The 21858-nt window shown below is 61.5% G+C and carries 14 protein-coding genes and 1 tRNA gene; 13 read left to right on the forward strand and 2 right to left on the reverse strand.

Going from position 1 to position 21858, the window contains the following annotated elements:
* Positions 1–84: 84 nt before the first annotated feature.
* Positions 85–1527 (reverse strand): S41 family peptidase, encoded by a 1443-nt coding sequence (locus tag JAB1_RS11160; protein ID WP_070279980.1) that lies wholly within the window; start codon positions 1525–1527, stop codon positions 85–87.
* 324 nt (positions 1528–1851) lie between these two features.
* Between JAB1_RS11160 and JAB1_RS29545 the strand changes: the two genes are divergently transcribed.
* The 3 genes from JAB1_RS29545 to JAB1_RS11175 all read left to right on the forward strand — a co-directional run bounded on the left by JAB1_RS29545 (position 1852) and on the right by JAB1_RS11175 (position 6935).
* The gene (locus JAB1_RS29545; RefSeq protein WP_034783707.1) at positions 1852–2445 is read left to right on the forward strand and encodes a hypothetical protein; all 594 of its coding nucleotides are present in this window, start codon (positions 1852–1854) and stop codon (positions 2443–2445) included.
* 154 nt (positions 2446–2599) lie between these two features.
* Positions 2600–4684 (forward strand): M13-type metalloendopeptidase, encoded by a 2085-nt coding sequence (locus tag JAB1_RS11170; RefSeq protein ID WP_070279981.1) that lies wholly within the window; start codon positions 2600–2602, stop codon positions 4682–4684.
* 181 nt (positions 4685–4865) lie between these two features.
* On the forward strand, positions 4866–6935 hold the full coding sequence (locus JAB1_RS11175; protein ID WP_070279982.1) for a M13-type metalloendopeptidase: 2070 nt from the start codon (positions 4866–4868) through the stop codon (positions 6933–6935).
* A 133-nt stretch (positions 6936–7068) separates the two neighbouring features.
* Here JAB1_RS11175 and JAB1_RS11180 read toward each other — a convergent pair whose 3' ends face one another.
* Entirely contained in the window at positions 7069–7632 is a 564-nt protein-coding gene (locus JAB1_RS11180; protein ID WP_070279983.1) for a c-type cytochrome, read from the reverse strand.
* Positions 7633–7831: 199 nt separating this feature from the next.
* On the opposite strand from JAB1_RS11180, the gene JAB1_RS11185 reads away from it, so the two are divergent.
* The 10 genes from JAB1_RS11185 (at position 7832) to JAB1_RS11230 (ending at position 21802) form a co-directional block, all read left to right on the forward strand.
* A tRNA-Arg gene (locus JAB1_RS11185) sits at positions 7832–7907 on the forward strand.
* Positions 7908–8334: 427 nt separating this feature from the next.
* Entirely contained in the window at positions 8335–10992 is a 2658-nt protein-coding gene (locus tag JAB1_RS11190; RefSeq protein WP_070279984.1) for a TonB-dependent receptor, read from the forward strand.
* A 109-nt stretch (positions 10993–11101) separates the two neighbouring features.
* Positions 11102–12454, forward strand: a complete 1353-nt coding sequence (locus JAB1_RS11195; protein WP_070279985.1) for an MFS transporter — start codon at positions 11102–11104, stop codon at positions 12452–12454.
* 165 nt (positions 12455–12619) lie between these two features.
* Positions 12620–13567: a glycoside hydrolase family 43 protein gene (locus JAB1_RS11200; protein ID WP_034783695.1), complete on the forward strand. Its 948-nt coding sequence runs from the start codon at positions 12620–12622 to the stop codon at positions 13565–13567.
* 18 nt (positions 13568–13585) lie between these two features.
* Positions 13586–14656 (forward strand): aldose epimerase family protein, encoded by a 1071-nt coding sequence (locus JAB1_RS11205; protein ID WP_070279986.1) that lies wholly within the window; start codon positions 13586–13588, stop codon positions 14654–14656.
* Between the two features lie 196 nt (positions 14657–14852).
* A complete protein-coding gene (locus JAB1_RS11210) occupies positions 14853–16595 on the forward strand; it encodes an IlvD/Edd family dehydratase (protein ID WP_034752921.1) in 1743 nt (580 codons plus the stop codon).
* A 12-nt stretch (positions 16596–16607) separates the two neighbouring features.
* Positions 16608–17600 (forward strand): AraD1 family protein, encoded by a 993-nt coding sequence (gene araD1 / locus JAB1_RS11215; protein WP_070279987.1) that lies wholly within the window; start codon positions 16608–16610, stop codon positions 17598–17600.
* A complete protein-coding gene (locus tag JAB1_RS11220) occupies positions 17597–19174 on the forward strand; it encodes an aldehyde dehydrogenase (NADP(+)) (RefSeq protein WP_070279988.1) in 1578 nt (525 codons plus the stop codon). Before araD1 ends, JAB1_RS11220 begins: the two co-directional genes overlap by 4 nt.
* 86 nt (positions 19175–19260) lie before the next feature.
* The gene (locus tag JAB1_RS11225) at positions 19261–20028 is read left to right on the forward strand and encodes an SDR family oxidoreductase (protein ID WP_070279989.1); all 768 of its coding nucleotides are present in this window, start codon (positions 19261–19263) and stop codon (positions 20026–20028) included.
* Between the two features lie 223 nt (positions 20029–20251).
* Complete coding sequence (locus tag JAB1_RS11230) at positions 20252–21802, forward strand: alpha-L-arabinofuranosidase C-terminal domain-containing protein (protein WP_070279990.1); 1551 nt, start codon at positions 20252–20254, stop codon at positions 21800–21802.
* The last annotated feature ends 56 nt before the right edge of the window (positions 21803–21858 follow it).

Here is a 21858-nt window from a genome sequence, read left to right on the forward strand (position 1 = left end):
GATGTGTGGCGGAAGATTGATTTTTGTCGCGTGGACGGGTGACCAGGGGGCATTGCGCCCCCCCTGTGATGCTGGCGCTGCTGCTTATTTCTTCTGTTCTTTCTTGACGTCGGCCTGCACCACCACCGGTTCGGCCTTGGCCAGCTGCACCGGCAGACCCTTCAGGTGGTTCAGCGCCTGGTGCAATTGAAAATCGTCCTTGCTGCCAAATTCCAGCGGCTTGCGGGTCTTTTCCAGGGCGATGATGCGCAATTGCTCTTCCATCTCGTCGTTAACGGGCGCGGCTTTGGCACTTTCCTGGTCGCGGTCGTTGCTCAGGTGCTTGGTGAGATCGGCTTCGCGGATGCGCAGGCCGTTGAGGCCGTCGCCGTCCGCATTCTCGTCGACCAGCAGGTCGGGCACGATGCCCTTGGCCTGGATCGAGCGGCCGTTCGGCGTGTAGTAGCGGGCCGTCGTCAGCTTGACGGCCGTGTCGGCTGTCAGCTGGCGGATGGTTTGCACGGAACCTTTGCCGAAGGTCTGCGTGCCGATGATGGTGGCGCGCTTGTAATCCTGCAGGGCGCCGGCGACGATTTCCGAGGCCGAGGCCGACCCCGTGTTGACGAGCACCACCAGCGGCACTTTTTTGATGGCGGCCGGCAATTTCGCCAAGGCATCGCCTTCCGAACGGAAGGTATAGTATTCGGCGCGGCCGTAGAACACCTGTTTCGAATCCGGCAACTGGCCATTCGTTGAGACGATGGCCGCGTCCTTCGGCAGGAAGGCGGCCGAGACGCCGATGGCGCCTTGCAGCACGCCGCCCGGGTCGTTGCGCAGGTCCAGCACCATGCCCTTGATGTTCGGGTCTTGCTGGTATAACGCCGTGATCTGCGCGGCCATGTCGTCGACGGTCGGTTCCTGGAATTGCGACACGCGCAACCAGGCGTAGCCAGGCTCGACGATCTTCGCCTTCACGCTCTTCTGATGGATTTCCTCGCGCGTGATGGTGAAGGCCAGCGGTTGCGGTTCATCCTTGCGGGCAATCGTCAGCGACACCTTGGTGCCCGGTTCGCCGCGCATGCGCTTGACGTTGTCGTCCAGGCTGACGCCTTTCACGGGCTGGCCATCGAGGCGGGTGATCAGATCGCCGGCCTTGATGCCGGCGCGGTAGGCGGGAGAATCCTCGATGGGCGAGACGATCTTGATGTAGCCGTCTTCGCTGAGGCCGATTTCAATGCCCAGGCCGACGAACTTGCCTTCCGAGCCTTCGCGCAGCTCGGCGTAGGCTTTCTTGTCCAGGTAGGCGGAATGGGGGTCGAGCGAGGCGACCATGCCGGAAATGGCGTCTTCCAGCAGTTTCTTGTCTTCCACCGGCTCGACATAATCGGACTTGATCAGGCCAAATACGTCGGCCAGTTGACGCAGCTCTTCCAGAGGCAAGGGCGGCTCGACGGTCTTTTGCGCCATGGCGGAAAATTGCAGCGACACGGCGACGCCGGCCACCACGCCCAGGCCGATCAAGCCGGTATTTTTGAGTTTGCCCATCATTGCACCTTTGCAGCTAGCGTGTCTTGCACAAGCGCCAGTCCCCGTGGAGCGGCGCTTTCCTGAAAGTATAGACCTGAATCTCTGCCGGCGTGGGCCGGCCGTGGAAAAAGCGTGTCTGGGCCCAGTCTACGCGCGAAAACGGGGCTGTCAGCTTGCCATATGTTGCGGTTTTGTATGCGATGTATAGTTACTCTTGAGGGGAGTAAGCATTTGTAAGAGTCGAAAAAAAGCGTGTGCGGCGGCCCTATAGTGGACTCGCATTCTCGACCCGAAGTGGTTTTGCCTGCGTCTGCGGACGCAGGCTTTTTTTTATCCGGAGCCCCCATGACCTCGTTGACCTTTTCCCCTGCCGTGCGCCGTCTCGGCCTGGCCTTGCTGCTGGGTACCACCGCCTTGACCGCCTCGGCCGTGCCGATTGCCGAGATGCGCCTGGAAGACTTGTTGCCGATGGCGCCCGATTTCAAGACGGAATTGAAGCTCAATGCGAATCAAACCACCTTGTGGCAGCAGGTGGAAGGGAAATCGCGCCAGCTGTTGCGCGAACGCAAGGCGCGCCGCGAACGCCTGCAAGCGGGCGTGACGCAGGGTTTGCAAGCGCCGCGGCTGGAGTTGCGCGACTTGCTCGCCGGCCTGGACACGGAAAGCACGCAGAGCCTGGCCGAAGAAAAGCAGTTGCGCGAATGGTGGCTGAGCGTCAACGACGCCCTCGACGAAAACCAGCGCCAGATGGTGGCCCAGTTCATCGCCGGCCAGATGGCGCGCGTGATGGACGCCGCCGCGCCCCGCAGCGAATCGCGCGGCGCGCCCGGTGGCGAGCATGGCGGGCGCAAGGGCGGCAAGGGGGGAATGGGCGGCATGGGAGGCGCGGGCGTGAGCATGGGCAGCGGGGGCGCGGGCATGACGCTGCCCGGCAACTGAGGGTAAGCAGGGGGCAGGCGCTGGGGGGCAAGCAAGGGGCAAGGATGGCCAAAAGGCATGCTCGCGTGCTACATTCCTGCAGCGCCTGGCGCGGCAGGCTATCCGCCCGAAGCCATCCGCCCGGTCTTTTTGACATGCCCCATAAGGACAATCCGTGAATCGCTATCTCTTGAGCAGTCTGACCCTGACCCTGTTGGCTGCGTTTGCCCATGCCGCCGAACCCGTATCCGCCGCTGCCGCCCCGACCGTGGCGCCCGGCGTCGCACCTTCCGCACCTGCCGCCGCCGGCGTCGTTTCCGGTATCGATGTGCAGTACATCGACCCCGCCGTGCGCGTGCAGGACGATTTCTTCACCCATTTGAACGGCAAGTGGCTGGCCACGGCCGAGATTCCTGCCGACAAGTCGAGCTGGGGTTCGTTCGCCAAGCTGCGCGATGACACCACGCCACAGTTGCGCGGCATCATCGAAGCCACGCAAAAGGACAAGAACAGGAAAGCCGGTTCCGAAGCGCAGAAAATCAGCGACTTGTACGCCAGCTACATGGATGAAGCCAAGCTCGAGGCGCTGGGCACGAAGCCGCTGGCCGGCGAACTGAACCGTATCCGCTCGTTGCGCGACAAGAAGGGCGTGCCCGCCCTGATCGCTCACCTGAGCCAGACGGGCGTGTCGACCCCGTACGCCGTCTACGTGGGCCAGGATGCCCGTGCTTCGACGAAATATGCGGCATATGTGAGCCAAAGCGGCCTGGGCATGCCGGACCGCGACTACTACCTGGAAGCCAAGCAGGCTGGCGTCAAGGAAAAATACCAGGCGCACGTGGAAAAAATGCTGGCCATGGCGGGCGACAAGAACGCCGCTGCCCGCGCCAAGGCTGTCGTTGCGCTGGAAACGGCCCTGGCCGAAGTGCAATGGACCAAGGTCGAGAACCGCGACCCCGTCAAACGCTACAACAAGACCGACATCAACAAGCTGAACGACCTGACCCCGGGCTACGACCTGAAGTCCGGCCTGGCCGCCCTGGGCATCGCCAACAAGGTCGACTACGTCATCGTCAACCAGCCGAGCTACCTGGCCGGCTACAACAAGGTGCTCGCGTCTGCCGACCTGGATACCCTGAAAGCGTATTTCGAATGGCAGTTGCTGCGCAGCTATGCCAGCTACCTGTCGAAAAATTTTGTCGATGAAAGCTTTGCCTTCTACGGCACGGTGCTCAGCGGCGTGACGGAAAACCAGCCGCGCTGGAAGCGTGGCGTGGGCGCTGTCGAAGGCGTGCTGGGCGAAGCCGTCGGCAAACTGTACGTGGCGCAATACTTCCCGGCGGAGCGCAAGGCGCACATGCAGGAACTGGTGAAGAACGTGCTGGCCGCCTACAAGGACAGCATCGACACCTTGGACTGGATGAGCCCGGAAACCAAGAAGGAAGCGCAAGCCAAGCTGGCCAAGTTCACGCCGAAGATCGCGTATCCGAACAAATGGCGCGATTACACGAAGCTGCAAATCGTCCAGGGCGACTTGGTGGGCAACATGATGCGCGCCGCCAACTTCGGTTCCGCGCGCCAGGTGGCCAAGCTGGGCAAGCCGATCGACCGCGAAGAGTGGGGCATGACGCCGCAAACGGTGAACGCCTATTACAGTTCGACGATGAATGAAATCGTCTTCCCCGCGTCCATCCTGCAGCCGCCGTTCTTTGACGCCAACGCGGACGATGCCGTCAACTATGGCGCCATCGGCGCCGTCATCGGCCATGAAATCAGCCACGGCTTCGACGACAAGGGCAGCCAGTCCGATGGCGACGGCAACCTGCGCGACTGGTGGACCCCGGCCGACCGCAAGAATTTCGCCGCCAAGGCCGACGCGCTGACCAAGCAATATGACGGTTACAGCCCCTTGCCTGGCTACCACGTCAATGGCGCCCTGACGCTGGGCGAGAACATCGCCGACAACTCGGGCGTGGCGATCGCCTACAAGGCCTATAAAATCTCGCTGGGCGGCAAGCCGGCGCCCGTGCTGGACGGCTTGACGGGCGACCAGCGCTTCTACATGGGCTTTGGCCAGGTATGGCGCAGCAAGATGCGCGAAGCGCAGCAGATCGTGCAGATCAAGACCGACCCGCATTCGCCGGGCCAGTACCGCGCCAACGGCACCATGGTCAACCAGCCTGGCTTCTACGAAGCGTTTGGCGTGAAACCGGGCGACAAGATGTATGTCGCTCCGGAAAACCGCGTGATCATCTGGTAAGCCCAGCCTCGATGAAAACGTAATCCTGTAACAACAAAAGAGACCACTCGCGTGGTCTTTTTTGCATTCTGGCCAAAGTTCTTTCTGTCATTTCGGCCGGTATGCTACAGTCAAAAACCGGGCCAGAAGCCTTGGGCCTTCTGACCCTTATATTCCACACAATACAATATAGAGGACAACCGTGAATCGTTATTTGTTAAGTGCATTGACCCTGAGTTTGCTGGCCGGCGTGTCCGGCATGGCTGGCGCCGCTGATGCGGCCAAGAAAGCCGCTCCCGCCACGGCCGTTGCTGCTGCGGCGCTGACGTCCGGCATCGCCGTCGAATACGTCGATCCTGCCGTGCGCGCGCAGGACGATCTGTTCCAGCACCTGAATGGCAAATGGCTGGCGGAAACCGTGATTCCTGCCGACAAGTCGAGCTGGGGCAGCTTTGCCAAGCTGGCCGACGATACGCAAACGCAGCTGCGCGGCATCGTCGAAGGCGCGGCCGCCGACAAGGCCCGCGCGGCCGGTTCGAATGCCCAGAAAATCGGTGATTTTTATAACAGCTTCATGGATGAAGCCAAGCTGGAAAGCCTGGGCCTGACCCCCTTGAACGCGGAGTTGGCGAAGATCGCCGCGCTGCAGGACAAGGCGGAATTGCCGGCCGTAATCGCCCACTTCAGCAAGCTGGGCGTGACCTCGCCTTACGACTTCGGCATCCACCAGGACGCCAAGGATTCCACCAAATACGTGGCCGACATCGTGCAGAGCGGCCTGGGCTTGCCTGACCGCGACTACTACCTGGAAGCAGGCAAGGCCGACACGCGCGCCAAATACCTGGCCCACGTGGAAAAAATGCTGAGCCTGGCCGGCGACGCGAACGCTGCCGCCAACGCGAAAGCCATTGTGGCGCTGGAAACGGAGCTGGCCAAGGCGCAATGGAGCAATGTGCAGAACCGCGACCCCGTCAAGACCTATAACAAGGTGGAACTGGCGAAACTGGCCGCCGTGGCGCCAGGCTACGACTGGGCCCGCTACCTGAAGGACACGGGCATCGCCGGCAAGGTCGATTACGTGATCGTCAGCCAGCCCAGCTACCTGAAGGGTTTTGCCGAGATCGCCAACAAGACTCCGCTGGAGACGTGGAAAGCGTATTTCCAGTGGCACTTGTTGCACGCTAACGCCGGCTACCTGCCGAAAGCGTATGTCGATGAAAACTTCGCCTTCTATGGCACCACCCTGACGGGCGTGACGGAAATGCGTCCGCGCTGGAAACGCGGCGTGGGCGCCGTCGAAGGCGCGCTGGGCGAAGCCGTGGGCCAGCTGTACGTGGAACAGTATTTCCCGGCCGAACGCAAGGTGCGCATGGAAGCGCTGGTGAAAAACCTGATGACGGCCTACAAGCAAAGCATCGACAAGCTCGACTGGATGAGCCCTGTCACCAAGAAACAGGCGCAGATCAAGCTGGCCAAGTTCACCACCAAGATCGGCTATCCGAACAAATGGCGCGATTACTCGGGCCTGACGGTGGCGCCGGACGATTTGATCGGCAACATCCAGCGTTCGCACCTGCTCAACTACAACCGCGAATTGAACAAGCTGGGCCAGCCCATCGATCGCGACGAGTGGGGCATGACGCCGCAGACCGTGAACGCCTATTACAACCCTGAGCTGAACGAAATCGTCTTCCCGGCCGCCATCCTGCAAGCGCCGTTCTTCGACGCCAACGCGGACGACGCCGTCAACTATGGCGCCATCGGCGGCGTGATCGGCCATGAAATCAGCCACGGCTTCGACGACCAGGGTGCCCAGTACGACGGCGACGGCAACCTGCGCGACTGGTGGACCAAGGCCGACCATAAAAACTTCGCCAAGAAAACCAAGCAATTGGTGGCGCAGTACAACAGCTTCAGCCCCGTCAAGGGCCACTTCGTCAACGGCGAACTGACCCTGGGCGAAAACATCGCCGACAATTCCGGCGTGGCAATCGCGTATAAGGCGTACAAATTGTCGCTGAACGGCAAGCAAGCTCCCGTCATCGACGGCTTCACGGGCGAGCAGCGCTTCTACGCTGGCTTTGCCCAGGTCTGGCGCATGAAGATGCGCGAAGCGCAGCAGCTGGTCTTGCTGAAAACGGACCCGCACTCGCCAGGCCAGTTCCGCGCCAATGGCACCATGCGCAACCAGCCCGGCTTCTACCAGGCCTTCGACGTGAAACCGGGCGACAAGATGTATCTGCCGCCGAAAGACCGCGTCATCATGTGGTAACAGCAGTTCTGACGCGCTAGTACCGAGCCGCCCCGCATCAAGCCGGGCGGCTTTTTTACGCCGTGTGATCTGGCGCAAACTGCGGGTAAAAAAAAACCGCCCATCCGGGCGGTTCCTTGCTACTGCGAGCTGCTTACTTGGCAGGTTCCGCGGCTGGTGCGGCAGCGCCGTCAGCGGCAGCGGCTGGTGCCGGCACTTCCGGTTCCTTGAACTTGCCGCCCGACGCATTGGCGATGTAGACGACGGCGCGCGCCACTTCCACATCGTCGAGGTCGGGATTGCCGCCTTTGGCCGGCATCGCGCGCAAGCCTTCGATGGCGTGTTTCAGGACCGTATCGTAGCCCTGGGCCAGGCGTGCCGACCAGCCGCCCGCATCGCCAAACTTCGGCGCACCGGCCACGCCGGCGCCATGGCAAGCCACGCAGGTCGCCGTGTAGACGGCTTCGCCGCTTTGCAGCACTTTCGGACCGCTGGCATCCTTGAAGGTGAAGCCGGCATTGGCAACCGGACTCAAGCGCTCGGCAATGGCTTCCGGCGACTGGCTGTCCGTACCGGCGCCCGTCAGTTTTTGCGCCGTGACGAACTGCACCAGCAGGATGATGCCGATGACGGTGATGAGGAAGAAGCCAGCTACGGCGGCAAGCAATTGTTTAGGCGTTTTGATCGCTGATTGTTGTTCGTTATGTGCGTCGCTCATGATGTCCTTAGTCCAGATTTGAAACTGATGGCCGTGTAAGGTAGCATTTTTACATGCCTGGATGTAAACCTTTATGAAACCCACAATTATAGGCACAAAAATTGAGCAGTGACATGCAATTGCCAGCGATACGACAGTTTCCGTAGACGTAGGTAAAGAAAAACGGTATCCTTCGCATCACTTCAGAAATTCCCCCTACGCGGCTGTAGCTCAGTGGATAGAGTATTGGCCTCCGAAGCCAAGGGTCGTGGGTTCGATCCCCGCCAGCCGCACCAGACAAATCAAGACTCCCGTTTTATCCAGCCAGCATTGTCATGCGGCTGCCTGCCGTGTTCTCCATTGTGATTTCAACCCGGCAGGGACTGTGACGCTGCGCAGCGTGCGAATCCAATACCTCCACACTTTCGTGCGAGAACGACGCTTGCCTCGGCACGCGACTGTTTCTGCTTGCCATGGGCACCGTGTGCCGCCACATGTCGATACTGCCACTTTTTTGTGCGCCACCTTCCGAAAACGCCCCTGACGCCCCTGCCGTTGTCCGTTTGCAATCTCCAAAGTCCGCTAACCGCCGATATCAAAATTGATATCGAAACAGTGGAAAAATTGATTGGAGAGATTATCGCCCAGCCCCTAAGATAAACGCCGAGCATGCGAACGACATGCAAGCAGCACAAAAAATATCAATACAATATCTGGAGATTCATGATGCGCAACGCCACCGGCCCGCTCGCGGCCACTTCCCCTCGTCCATTCACCTTGAAGGCAGCCGTTGCGGCATTGGCCGGTATTGGCTTGCTGAGCACGGCTTCGGTATGGGCGCAGGAGGCGGTGGCGGCCGATGCCAGTGCCGAGCCTGCTGCGGAAGTGTCGGTCGTGACCGTCAGCGGCGTGCGCCGTTCGGCGCAGAATTCGCAGCAGATCAAGATGCGCTCGGACCAGGTCATCGATTCCATCGTCGCCGACGACATCGGCAAGTTTCCGGACAATAACGTGGCCGAGACCCTGGCGCGCATTTCCGGCATCCAGATCCGCCGCGATTCGGGTGAAGCCAGCGCCGTCATGATCCGCGGCTTGCGCGATGTCACGACCTTGCTCAATGGCCGCGAACTGTTTACCACCACGGGGCGCTACGTCAACCTGGCCGACATTCCCGCCACCATGCTGCAGCGCGTGGACGTGTACAAGTCGCAGGGCGCGGACCAGGTCGAAGGCGGCGTGGCCGGCATCATCGACGTGCGCACCAACCGCCCGTTCGACTTCAAGGAGTTTACGGCCAGCGTCAACACGCGCGCCGTCTACAGCGACAAATCGAAAGCCACGGACCCGAACATCAGCGGCATGGTGGCTAACCGCTGGAAGACGGGCATCGGCGAAGTGGGCGCGCTGCTGGGCTTGTCGCAGCAGCAGCACCGTTACCACGAAGAGCGCGCATTCAATACGGCGCCCGTGGATAAAAGTTTCCTGTTGCCCGGTTTGACGGGGCCGGACCAGGTGGGCTTGTTGCCGATCAAGGGCGACCGCCGCCGCAGCACCGCCAATGCCGTGCTGCAATGGCGTCCGAACACCGACGTGGAACTGTACGCGGAAGGCATGGCCACGCGTTTCCTCCTCGATGCCGAGTCCGACTACTTTGTCGGCTTGCCATGGTGGGGCACGCCCGTGTCGGCTACAAAGATTCCCGGCACCGACCAGCTGCAAACGCTCACTTCCACCAACGTCAACACCATCATGTCGACGCAGGCGAACAAGAACCAGACGAAGACGCATCAATTTGCCGTCGGTGGCTTGTGGGATATCAACCCGGAATGGCGTTTCACGTCGGAAGTGGCCAGCACCAAAAGTACCTATGCCTGGCGCAACCCGATTCTCGATGCGATTACCGTCGTGCCGAATGCCCGCATCAATACCAACCAGAATGGCACCTTGCACGTCGACTACACGGGCATCGATTTGCAAGACCCGTCGAATTACTATCTGAAGGGCTTTTTCGACCGCTACGGCCGTGACCAGGGCAGCTCGAACGACTTGCGCGCCGACCTGGCGTACACACCCAGTGCTGGCGGCATCTTCAAGGAAATCAGCGTCGGCCTGCGCGGCGTGAAGCGCGAAGCCGAATCGATCAAGAGTTTCGAGGGCAATGCGGAAGCACCGGACGTGTCCGGCGCAGCGTTTCCGTTTGGCCGCCAGAGCGTGACGTCGATTCCGGGCCTTAATTGTCTGTCGGAACCGATGTCCAGCGGCGGCCCCGACTATGGCTTGAAGCAGTGGTACACGCCGTGCGCCAGCTTCCTGCTCAACAACACGGGCACCATCCGCCAAGCCGTCACGGGCAGCAGCGCGGCGCGCGCCATGGACCCGGGTTCGTTCTTCAAGGACACGGAAAAGACGTATTCCATCTATACCAAGGCGAAGATCGCCTTCAAGCTGGGTGCCTACCCTGTCGATGGTACCCTGGGCGTGCGCGTCGTGCGTACCGAGCAAAGCCTGCAAGGCAACAGTTCGCAAGATGGCGTCTACACGCCCGTCATCAGCGACACGGCCAGCACCGATGTGCTGCCGAGCGTGGCCCTGAAAATCAAGCTGCGCTCCGACCTGGTCGGCCGCTTCGCTGCCGGCCGCACCATCAGCCGTCCGGGCTTTTCCCAGCTGAACCCGGGCGTGGCCCTCGTCAACTCGACGGAAACGGTGAAGGCGACGGGCGCGGGCGGCAATCCGAATTTGAAACCGGTGACAGGCGACAATGTTGACGCGGCACTGGAATGGTATTTCGCGCCAGCCGGTTCCGTGACGGCCACCGTGTTCCACCACAAGTTCGACGGCTATATCCAGCAACGCATTTCCAGCGAAACCATCGGTGGCAAGACCTATGATGTGGATCGCCCGTACAACACGGCCGCCGGCAAGCTGCAGGGCCTGGAAATTGGCTACCAGCAGTTCTATGACGGCTTGCCGGGCCTGTTGAGCGGCCTGGGCTTGCAGGCGAACGGCACCTACATGAGTGGCACCACCGATGACGAGACGGGCAGCCATGCCATCACGGGCGTGTCGCGCTATGCCTACAACCTGGTGCTGCTGTACGAAAAAGATGCGTGGTCGGGCCGCCTGGCCTACAACTGGCGCTCGAAATTCATCGACAGCTACAACCAGGGCGGCCCCGGCCTGGACTTGAAAGTGGCGCCGACGGCCCAGCTCGACGGTTCGCTGTCGTACAAGATCAACGAGCAGTTCACGGTGACCCTCGATGGCAATAACTTGCTGGACACCAAGTTCAAGGATTACTGGAACGATCCGGGCGTGTATGCGCGCGATACGCGCCGCTATGACCGCACGGTAGGGTTATCACTGCGCTGGAAAATGTAAGTTGATCGCACAGTAAACAATTAAGGGCGTTGCCATGGTTTCGGCCGGCAACGCCCCTGTCAGTTGGACAGTCACGCACGATTCATCATAAAAAGAATGGACGGAAAGCATGGAGACGCAAAAATTATCCACCGTTGAAAAGGTCGGCTTCGGCGCCGGCGACATGGCGCTCAATGTCGTCATCTCGTCGATGATGCTGATCATCACCTTTTTCTATACCGATATCTATGGCTTGAAAACCACCGACCTGGCCCTGCTGTTCGTGGCCGTGAAAGTCATCGGCGCCATCGCCGACCTGGTCATGGGCCAGATCACCGACCGCTACAGCTTTGCCTCGGGACGCTACCGGCCGTACCTGCTGTGGCTGGCCGTGCCGTATGGCGTCAGCGTCTTCTTTGTCTTCAGCACGCCCGAATGGCAGTATGACGCCAAGCTGATCTGGGCATATTCCACGTATATCCTGATGACCATCATGACGGCCGGCGTGGGCATTCCCTATATTTCCCTGATCAGCGGCTTGACCAGCGACCCGCAGGACCGCCTGTCGGCCAACGGCTACCGCCTGTTCTTCGCCAAGATCGGCGCCTTCATGGTGACCATCGTCGTGCCGGTCCTGTCGCAGCGCTGGGGCGGCGGCAACCCGGCCGTCGGCTACCAGGCGGCCATGGCCGTGATGGCCGTCATGGGCGTGGCTCTGTTCCTGTTCTGCTATTTCTCCACCACCGAGCGGGTTGTGCACGTGGTGGAAAAGCAATCGTTGCTGGCGCAATTGAAAGTGCTGCTGCAGAACGACCAGTGGCTGGTGCTGTGCGGCGTGTGCGTCACGGGCACCATCGGCTATGTGGTGCGCGGCTCGGTCGCCATTTATTACGCAAAATACTATCTGGGCGGCAGCACGGAAACGGTGGCCGCCTTCCTCACGACGGGCGTGGTGGCCGCCATCCTGGCCATGATCGCTTCGACCTGGATCACCAAGTTCTATTGCAAGGTGAAATTGTTCCGCTACACGCAGATCGGCGTCGCGCTGATCAGTCTGGCGATCTATTTCTTTGTGAAGCCGAGCGACACCGTGCTGGCCTTCGCCCTGTATTTCCTGCTGTCCTTTGTGGTGGACTTGCATGCGCCCGTGTTCTGGTCGGCCATTGCGGAAACCATTGATTACGGTCAAGTCAAGACGGGCAAGCGCGTCTCCGGCTTCGCCTTTGGCGGCATTTCCGTCTGCCAGAAGGCGGGCATGGCGGTGGCGGGCGGTCTGGTGGGCGTGCTGCTCGCGTATTTCGACTACCAGCCCAACCATGAGCAAACGCAATTCGCCCTGAACGGCATCGCCCTGATGCTGTCGATCATCCCCGGCTTTTTTCACTTGCTGATGGGCTTGTTGATGTTCAAGTACCGCATCAGCGACAGCTATTACACGGGCGTGAAAACCGAAATGCACAAGCGTGGCTACGTCGCCGCATGAGGACACCTGAGCTAACCTACTGCGCGTCGGTATAGGCGGCCTGCGATGCTCACCGTACTAGAGTACGGTTGCGCTTCTTAGCCACCTCTCCCTTCCGCTCGCTACGGTTTTCTCAGGTGTTGTAAGGCAAACTAATTTTATCTAATGAAATGATTTGGAGTGCTTATGGTTGAAGTACTGAAACCGCTGATCGAACAGCGCGCTGACCCGCATATCTATCGCCACAGCGACGGCTATTATTACTTTACGGCCTCCGTGCCGCAGTACGACCGCATCGAACTGCGCCGCGCCGACAGCATCGCCGGCCTGGCGGACGCGCAAACGGTCGACGTGTGGCACAAGCCGGAAACGGGGCCGTACAGCGAACTGGTATGGGCGCCGGAACTGCACTTCAACCAGGGCGCCTGGTATGTGTATTTCGCTGCCGCGCCGAGCCGCGAGATCAAACATAAATTGTTCCAGCACCGCATGTATGCGATCCGCAATACCAACGCCAATCCGCTCGAAGGCGAATGGGAATTCATGGGGCAGATCGACACGGGCATCGACACCTTTTGCCTGGACGCCACCACGTTCGAGCACGACGGCGTGCTGTACTACCTGTGGGCGCAGAAAGATGTCGCCATCGAAGGCAATTCCAACCTGTACATCGCGCCGATGGCCACGCCGTGGCAGCTGGCCGGCCCGCCCGTGATGCTGAGCAAACCGGAATTCGACTGGGAAATCCGCGGCTTCTGGGTCAACGAGGGACCGTCCGTGCTGAAACGCAACGGCAAGATCTTCATCAGCTATTCGGCCAGCGCCACCGATGAAAACTACGCGATGGGCTTGCTGTGGGCCGACGCGTCCGCCGACTTGCTTGACCCGTTTTCGTGGAGCAAGTCGCCCGAGCCCGTGTTTGCCACCTGCTATGAGCACGGCATCTACGGCCCTGGTCATAACAGCTTCACGACGGCCGACGACGGCGACGGCGTATTGCTGGTGTACCATGCCCGCACCTACACGGAAATCGTCGGCGACCCTCTGTGGAACCCGGATCGCCACACGTTTGTCAAACCGCTGCGCTGGGATGCGCAAGGCATGCCCGTGTTTGGCCGCTCATCGACCCTGTAACGTTACGGACCCGACGCCATGACCCCAGTTGATTCTGTTTCAGTGACGCAAGCGCCGTTCGGCATCCTGCCCGATGGCCAGCACGTCAGCGTATTTACCCTGACGAACCGCCAGGGCATGCAAGTCAAGGTGCTCGACTTTGGCGCCATCATCAGCGAAATCCACGTGCCGGATCGCGACGGCAGCTTTGCCGACGTGGTGCTCGGTTTCGAGCGCATCGAACCGTATCTGCACAACAGCGCTTTCCTGGGCGCCGTCATCGGCCGCTTCGGCAACCGCATCGCGCAGGGGCGTTTCAGCCTCGACGGCAAGGATTACCAGCTGGCCGTCAACAATGCGCCAAACCACTTGCATGGTGGCAATCAGGGCTTTCACCAGGTCATGTGGCAGGCCGAGCCGTTCACCAGGGATGATGTGGTCGGCGTCACGTTCACGCGCAGCAGCCCGCACGGCGAAGACGGCTACCCGGGCAAGCTGGACGTCACCGTCGTGTACGAACTGGACAACGACAATGCGCTGAGCCTGCGCTACCATGCCATCACGGACCAGGCCACGCCCGTCAACTTGACCAACCACAGCTATTTCAATCTGGCGGGGCAGGGCGATATCCTCGGCCACGCGCTGTCCATCAACGCGGACCGCTACCTGCCCGTGGACGCGGGGTCGATCCCCACGGGTGAGCTGGCGGACGTGGCCGGCACGCCGTTTGACTTGCGCCAGAGCAGCATCATCGGCGACAGCATCGCCCTGCCGCATGAGCAGCTGGGCATCGGCCGTGGCTATGACCATAACTTCGTGCTGAATCAACAGGCGGAGCAAGGGCTGAAGCTGGCCGCCACGGTGCGCGATCCGCAGTCGGGCAGGGTGATGCAGGTGTACACGCAGGAGCCCGGTGTCCAGTTTTATTCGGGCAATTTCCTCGACGGCAGCCAGCCCGGCAAGCTGCGCGCCAACAGTTATCGCAGCGCGCTATGCCTGGAAACCCAGCATTTCCCGGATTCGCCGAACCAGTCCCACTTCCCCAGTACCATTTTGCGGCCGGGTCAGGAGTATCGGACACAAACCGTGTATCGCTTTTCCGCCGAGTAAGCACCCCGGCCAAAACAGCCTGCGCCCTGCCGCCACGTGCGCGCAGGGCGTTTTCATTGGGGGATTCTGATATCGTTTTCGATATCGGAACGCATTAAAAATTGATTGGAAAGGCATGGCAGGATTCTTTAGTATTCCAACATCGCTGCCCGGGCCGACGACATTAGATCCGGCATAGCACAACCAGGAGAATGGCATGTCTGAGACAAAAAAGAAGGTTGCCCTGCGCTCTGCCGAGTGGTTCGGCTCGCAGGACAAGAACGGCTTCATGTACCGCAGCTGGATGAAAAACCAGGGCATACCTGACCACGAGTTTCACGGCAAGCCGATCATCGGCATCTGCAATACCTGGTCCGAACTGACACCCTGCAACGCCCATTTCCGCCAGTTGGCCGAACACGTCAAGCGCGGCATCCTGGAAGCGGGCGGTTTCCCGGTGGAATTCCCTGTCTTCTCGAATGGCGAATCGAATTTGCGCCCGACGGCCATGCTGACGCGCAACCTGGCCTCGATGGATGTGGAAGAATCGATCCGCGGCAATCCGATGGACGCCGTCGTGCTGCTGGTCGGCTGCGACAAGACCACGCCAGCGCTGCTGATGGGCGCGGCCAGCGTCGACATCCCCACCATCGTCGTCAGCGGCGGCCCCATGCTGAACGGCAAACTGAATGGCAAGGATATCGGTTCCGGTACGGCCGTGTGGCAGCTGCACGAGCAGATGAAGGCCGGTTCCATCACCTTGCACCAGTTCATGTCGGCCGAATCGGGCATGTCGCGCTCGGCCGGTACCTGCAACACCATGGGTACTGCCTCGACCATGGCCAGCATGGCCGAAGCGCTGGGGACCTCGCTGCCGCACAACGCGGCCATCCCTGCCGTCGATTCGCGCCGCTACGTGCTGGCGCATATGTCGGGCATCCGCATCGTCGAAATGGTGCACGAAGACCTGCGCCTGTCGAAAGTGCTGACGCGCGAAGCGTTTGAAAATGCCATCAAGGTCAACGCCGCCATCGGCGGCTCGACCAATGCCGTGATTCACCTGAAAGCGATTGCCGGCCGCATCGGCGTGCCGCTGGAGCTGGAAGACTGGACCAAGGTAGGCCGCGGCACGCCGACCATCGTCGACCTGCTGCCGTCGGGCCGTTTCCTGATGGAAGAGTTTTACTATGCGGGCGGCTTGCCGGCCGTGATACGCCGCCTGGGCGAGGGCGACTTGCTGCCGCACAAGAATGCGCTGACCGTCAACGGCAAGTCGCTGTGGGACAACTGCGTCGAAGCGCCGATCTACAACGATGAAGTGGTGCGCACCTTGGACAACCCGCTGCTGGCCGATGGCGGCATCTGTGTGCTGCGCGGCAACCTGGCGCCACGCGGCGCCGTGCTGAAACCGTCGGCCGCTTCGCCGCACCTGATGCAGCACCGCGGCAAGGCTGTCGTGTTCGAAGATTTCGAGCATTACAAGGCCCGCATCGTTGATCCGGATCTGGATGTGGATGCGAACTCCGTGCTGGTGATGAAGAACTGCGGTCCGAAAGGCTATCCGGGCATGGCTGAAGTGGGCAACATGGGCTTGCCGCCGAAACTGCTGGCGCAAGGCATCACCGACATGGTGCGCATCTCGGATGCGCGCATGAGCGGCACCGCCTACGGCACCGTCGTCTTGCACGTGGCGCCGGAAGCCATGGCGGGCGGCCCGCTGGGTATCGTGCGCGATGGCGACATGATCGCCCTCGATTGCCACAACGGCAGCCTGAATATCGACATCAGCGACGCGGAAATCGCCGAGCGCCTGGCGGCCCGCGAACTGGGCAGCGCGCCCGGACCGAAGAGCGGCTACCAGCAGCTGTACATCGAACACGTGTTGCAGGCCGATGAAGGCTGCGATTTCGACTTCCTGGTCGGCAATCGCGGTTCCGCCGTGCCGCGCCACTCACACTAAGCGGAGAATCCCATGCTGTTGCTGCAATTTACGAATGAACATGGCGGCCGCCTGGTCGGCCTGCTGCAAGACGACCAGATCCGCGTCATCGAAGGCTACAACACGACATATGCGCTGGCGCAAGACGCCATCCGCAAGAAGGTCAACCTGGCGGAACTGGTCAATGCTACCGTCGGCAACACCACGCATTCCTATGCGGACGTGGCCGCCGGCGGCCGTGTGCTGCCGCCGCTGGACCACGCGGACGAAGCGCACTGCTACGTGACGGGCACGGGCCTGACCCACCTGGGCAGCGCCGGCGCGCGCGACGCCATGCACAAGAAGATCGGCGGCGATGCGGAGTCCCTCAGCGACTCCATGAAAATGTTCCGCCTGGGCGTGGAAGGCGGCAAGCCGACTGACGGCACGGCCGGCGCCCAGCCGGAATGGTTCTACAAAGGCGACGGTTCCATCGTGCGCGCTGGCGGCCAGCCGCTGCGCATGCCGGACTTTGCCCTCGATGGCGGCGAGGAGCCGGAAATCGCCGGCCTGTACGTGATCGGCGACGATGGCCAGCCCTACCGCGTCGGCTACGCCATCGGCAATGAATTCTCGGACCACATCACGGAACGCCAGAACTATCTGTACCTGGCCCACTCGAAACTGCGTGCCTGCAGCGTCGGGCCGGCCCTGCTGGTGGGTGAATTGCCCGCGCACATCGCCGGCGCCTCGCGCGTGCTCGATGCGGCTGGCAATGTGCGCTGGGAAAAGGCGTTTGTCAGCGGCGAAGAGAATATGTCGCACACGATTGCCAACCTGGAACACCACCACTTCAAGTATCCGCTGTTCAAGCGCCCTGGCGACGTGCATGTGCACTTCTTCGGTACGGCCACCCTGAGCTTTGCCGATGGCGTGAGCGTGGCGCCGGGCGAAACCTTTGAAATCGAAGCGCCGGCCTTTGGCCCTGCCTTGCGCAACCGCCTCGACGTCTTCCCAACCGAATTTGCGAAAGTGAGCACATTATGAGTTTCAATATCACCGGTGATGCATTGATCGGCGGCGTTGCCGTCCAGGGCAATGGCGGCTCCTTCCAAGCCTGGGACCCGGCCGCGCGCGCGCACATCGCGCCTGCCTTCCACATGGTTGACGTAGAGCAAATCGACGCAGCCTGCCGCCTGGCGCAAGCCGCGTTCGACCCGTTCCGTGCCACCACGGATGCGGAACGCGCCGATTTCCTCGACACCATTGCCGCGCAAATCCTCGAACTGGGCGATGACCTGATCGTGCGCGCCATGACGGAAAGCGGCTTGCCGCGCGCGCGCCTGGAAGGCGAACGTGGCCGCACGGTCGGTCAGCTGAAACTGTTCGCCGGCTTGCTGCGCGAAGGCTCGTGGACGGATGCGCGCATCGACAGCCCGCTGCCTGACCGCGTGCCGCCGCGTCCTGACTTGCGCTTGCGCATGATCGGCCTGGGCCCCGTCGCCGTGTTTGCGGCCAGTAACTTTCCACTGGCCTTCTCCGTCGCCGGTGGCGATACGGCCTCGGCCTTGGCTGCCGGCTGCCCCGTCGTCCTGAAAGCCCACTCGGCCCACCCTGGCACGTCGGAGCTGGTGGCGCGCGCCATCGTGCAAGCGATCTCTATTTGCAAGCTGCCGGCCGGCGTGTTTGCCTTGCTGACGGGAACGGGCAATGGCATCGGCCAGGCGTTGGTGGCCCATCCGGCCATCCAGGCCGTGGGCTTTACGGGTTCGCGTTCGGGCGGCATCGCCCTGATGAAGGTGGCGGCAGAACGTCCGCAACCGATCCCCGTGTATGCGGAAATGAGCAGCATCAACCCCGTGTTTGTGCTGCCGCAAGCCTTGGCCGCCCGCGGCGCGGCAATCGCCAGCGGTTTTGCCGCCTCGCTGACCATGGGTGTGGGCCAGTTCTGCACCAATCCCGGCCTCGTGCTGGGCCTGGAAGGCGCCGACTTTACGGCCTTTGCCGCCGCTGCCGCCGAAGCGCTGGCACCGGCGCCTGCCGCCACCATGTTGACGGCTGGTATTGCCAGCAGCTATGCCAAGGGCGTCGCCGCCCTGGCGCAGCACGCCGATGTGACGCCGCTGGTGCAAAATACGGGCGACGAAGGCAAGGGCGCCGCCGCCCTGTTCGTCACTTCGGGCGAAGCGTTTTTGGCCAAGCATGACTTGCGCGACGAAGTCTTCGGCCCCGCCTCCCTGCTGGTGGCTTGCCGCGACATGCAACAGTTGCTGGCGATCACGGAAAGCCTGGAAGGCCAGCTGACGGCCACCCTGCAGATGGATGCGGGCGACCTGGAAGATGCGCGCCGACTGCTGCCTGTGCTGGAACGCCGCGTGGGCCGCATCCTGGCCAACGGTTTCCCCACCGGCGTGGAAGTGTCGACGGCCATGGTGCACGGCGGCCCGTTCCCGGCCACGTCCGATGGCCGCAGCACGTCCGTGGGCACGGCAGCCATCAACCGCTTCCTGCGTCCCGTGTCGTACCAGAACCTGCTGCAGGACTTGCTGCCGGAGTCGTTGCGCGATGATAATCCGCTGGGGATCTGGCGCCGTCACGATGGCGTGCTGGGCAAGGACTAAAACCTGCTGCGCGGCGGGGCCAACGGGTCTTGCCGCGCCAGCTTGTGTTGCACGTTGTATATAAAAAATAAACAGGTGGAGACAAGATGAAGCAATTGGCGAAATATGGCAGCTTGCAGGGCAAGCGCGTGTTCATCACGGGTGGCGGCAGCGGCATCGGCGAATCCCTGGTGGCGGAATTTGCCGCCCAGGGCGCGTTGGTGGCGTTTGTCGATATCGCCGTGGAAGCGAGCGAGGCCCTGTGCCGCCGCCTGGCCGAAGCGGGCCTGACGGCGCCCTTGTTCCGCCATTGCGACATCACGGATATTGGTTCCTTGCAAGCCGTCATGGCCGAACTGGCAGGCGCGCTGGGCGACTTCGATATCCTCGTCAACAATGCCGCCAACGACCAGCGTCACCAGGCGCAGGACGTCACCCTGGAATACTGGAACGAGCGCATTGCGATCAATCAACGTCCGATGTTCTTCACGTGCCAGGCCGTCTTCGAAGGCATGAAGCGCAAGGGCGGCGGTTCCATCATCAATGTCAGCTCGATTTCCTGGCACATGAAGTCGGGCGGCTACCCCGTGTATGCCACCACCAAGGCCGCCGTCGTGGGCCTGACGCGGGGCCTGGCGCGCGATTATGGCGCCCACAATATCCGCGTCAACACGGTCACGCCGGGCTGGGTCATGACGCAGCGCCAGATCGACCTGTGGGTAGACGACGCGGCCGAAGTGGAAATCAAGAAAAGCCAATGCTTGCCAAGCAAGCTGATGCCGCAGGACATCGCCGCCATGGTGCTGTTCCTGGCCTCGGATGACGGCGCCATGTGCTCGTCCCAAGAATTCATCGTCGACGCCGGCTGGGTCTGACAAAACGTCCAGGGCGTTGTTGCAGGGTCTTGCCGTACTAGCGTACTGTCTGCGACCCTGCGCCTAGCCCTGGGCGTTTTGTCGGCCGCGGGTTTGCCCGCAGCCATCCCCCTCCTTTGAAATACCGCTCTTGCCGCCCCAACCCTGCGGCAGGAGAGGCATCGCCACATCCATTGCCGGCTTGATCCCGGCCCTTGCTTTTCACTTAAAAACAGGAGACAGCATGAAATGTATCAACACCAGCATCGTGGCCTTCAGCCTGGCCATGGCCGTCTGCAGCGCCTTTGCCGCGCCCGTCAGCGTCACCATCGACGTGGCCAAGCCCGGTCCCGTGATCAACAAGAACGTGTACGGTCAGTTCGCCGAGCACCTGGGTACCGGTATCTACGAAGGCATGTGGGTGGGGCCGGACTCGCCCATTCCGAACACCAAGGGCTGGCGCAATGACGTGCTGGGCGCGCTGAAGCAGTTGCGCGTGCCCCTGGTCCGCTGGCCGGGCGGCTGCTTTGCCGATGAATATCACTGGAAGGATGGCATCGGCGCGCGCGCCCAGCGTCCGACCAAGGTCAATACCAACTGGGGCGGCGTGGAAGAGTCGAACGCCGTCGGCACGCACGAATTCTTCGACCTGGCCGAGCTGCTGGGCGCGCAAACCTACATCAACGGCAACCTCGGTTCCGGCACGCCGCAGGAAATGTCCGAATGGCTCGAATACATGACGTCGGACAGCAAGTCCACCCTGGCTGAGCTGCGCCGCAAGAATGGCCGCGCCCAGCCGTATAAAGTCGATTACTTTGGCATCGGCAATGAAGCCTGGGGTTGCGGCGGCAATATGCGCCCGCAATACTACGCCGACCTGTACAAGCACTATCACACCTTCATGAAGACGCCGGAAAGCGCGCGCCCGAAATTCATCGCCAGCGGCGGCAATGACGACGACATCAGCTGGTCCAGCACCCTGAGCCGGGAAATCAAGCCGAACATGATGGACGCCATCAGTTTTCATTACTACACGGTGCCGACCGGCGTGTGGGAAAAGAAGGGCGCCGCCACGGGCTTTGGTGAAAATGAGTGGATTTCCACCCTGAGCCGCACCTTGCGCATCGATAGCTTGATCAAGAACAATCTCGCCGCCATCGACAAGAACGACCCATCGAAAAAGACGGGCTTGTACGTCGATGAATGGGGCACCTGGTACGACGTGGAGCCGGGCACCAACACGGGTTTCTTGTTCCAGCAAAACAGCTTGCGCGATGCGCTCGTCGCCGCCCTGAACTTCAATATTTTCCACGCCCATGCAGACCGCGTGCGCATGACGAATATCGCGCAAATGGTCAACGTGCTGCAAGCGATGATCATCACGGACAAGGATAAATATTTCCTCACGCCCACGTATCACGCGTTTGAAATGTACGTGCCGTTCCAGGATGCCACATCGTTACCGGTCGCCATCAATGGCAATGGCAAGTACAGCCTGGGCAAGGTCAGCATTCCTGAAGTCAGCGCCTCGGCAGCGCGCGCCAAGGATGGCAAGGTGTACTTGTCCTTGGTGAATACCAACCCGCACAAGGCTGTCGACGTGAGCGTGGCGCTGGCAGGTCAAAAAGTGACAGCCGTGAATGGCCGCGTGCTGACCGCAGGCAAGATGGATGCCGTCAACAGCTTTGCGCAACCGCAAGCCGTACAACCGGTGGCGTTCAATGCCAAGGCGCAAGGCGGCAAGCTGACCGTGTCGGTGCCCGCCAAGGCCGTCGTGGTGGTGGCTGTCGAATAGTCTTCACCCCTTGTCATTCATCCGGCCGGCCCGCATGATGGGCCGGCCCATTCATA

It is taken from the genome of Janthinobacterium sp. MP5059B (assembly GCF_001758645.1).
GTDB classification, from domain to species: domain Bacteria; phylum Pseudomonadota; class Gammaproteobacteria; order Burkholderiales; family Burkholderiaceae_D; genus Janthinobacterium; species Janthinobacterium lividum.

What these genes read in the sequence shown, in the direction of transcription:
- JAB1_RS11160 (WP_070279980.1), bottom strand. Translation starts at nt 1,527, where the DNA reads ATGATGGGCAAACTCAAAAATACCGGCTTGATCGGCCTGGGCGTGGTG.
- JAB1_RS29545 (WP_034783707.1), top strand. Translation starts at nt 1,852, where the DNA reads ATGACCTCGTTGACCTTTTCCCCTGCCGTGCGCCGTCTCGGCCTGGCC.
- JAB1_RS11180 (WP_070279983.1), bottom strand. Translation starts at nt 7,632, where the DNA reads ATGAGCGACGCACATAACGAACAACAATCAGCGATCAAAACGCCTAAA.
- JAB1_RS11190 (WP_070279984.1), top strand. Translation starts at nt 8,335, where the DNA reads ATGATGCGCAACGCCACCGGCCCGCTCGCGGCCACTTCCCCTCGTCCA.
- JAB1_RS11195 (WP_070279985.1), top strand. Translation starts at nt 11,102, where the DNA reads ATGGAGACGCAAAAATTATCCACCGTTGAAAAGGTCGGCTTCGGCGCC.
- JAB1_RS11200 (WP_034783695.1), top strand. Translation starts at nt 12,620, where the DNA reads ATGGTTGAAGTACTGAAACCGCTGATCGAACAGCGCGCTGACCCGCAT.
- JAB1_RS11205 (WP_070279986.1), top strand. Translation starts at nt 13,586, where the DNA reads ATGACCCCAGTTGATTCTGTTTCAGTGACGCAAGCGCCGTTCGGCATC.
- JAB1_RS11210 (WP_034752921.1), top strand. Translation starts at nt 14,853, where the DNA reads ATGTCTGAGACAAAAAAGAAGGTTGCCCTGCGCTCTGCCGAGTGGTTC.
- araD1 (WP_070279987.1), top strand. Translation starts at nt 16,608, where the DNA reads ATGCTGTTGCTGCAATTTACGAATGAACATGGCGGCCGCCTGGTCGGC.
- JAB1_RS11220 (WP_070279988.1), top strand. Translation starts at nt 17,597, where the DNA reads ATGAGTTTCAATATCACCGGTGATGCATTGATCGGCGGCGTTGCCGTC.
- JAB1_RS11225 (WP_070279989.1), top strand. Translation starts at nt 19,261, where the DNA reads ATGAAGCAATTGGCGAAATATGGCAGCTTGCAGGGCAAGCGCGTGTTC.
- JAB1_RS11230 (WP_070279990.1), top strand. Translation starts at nt 20,252, where the DNA reads ATGAAATGTATCAACACCAGCATCGTGGCCTTCAGCCTGGCCATGGCC.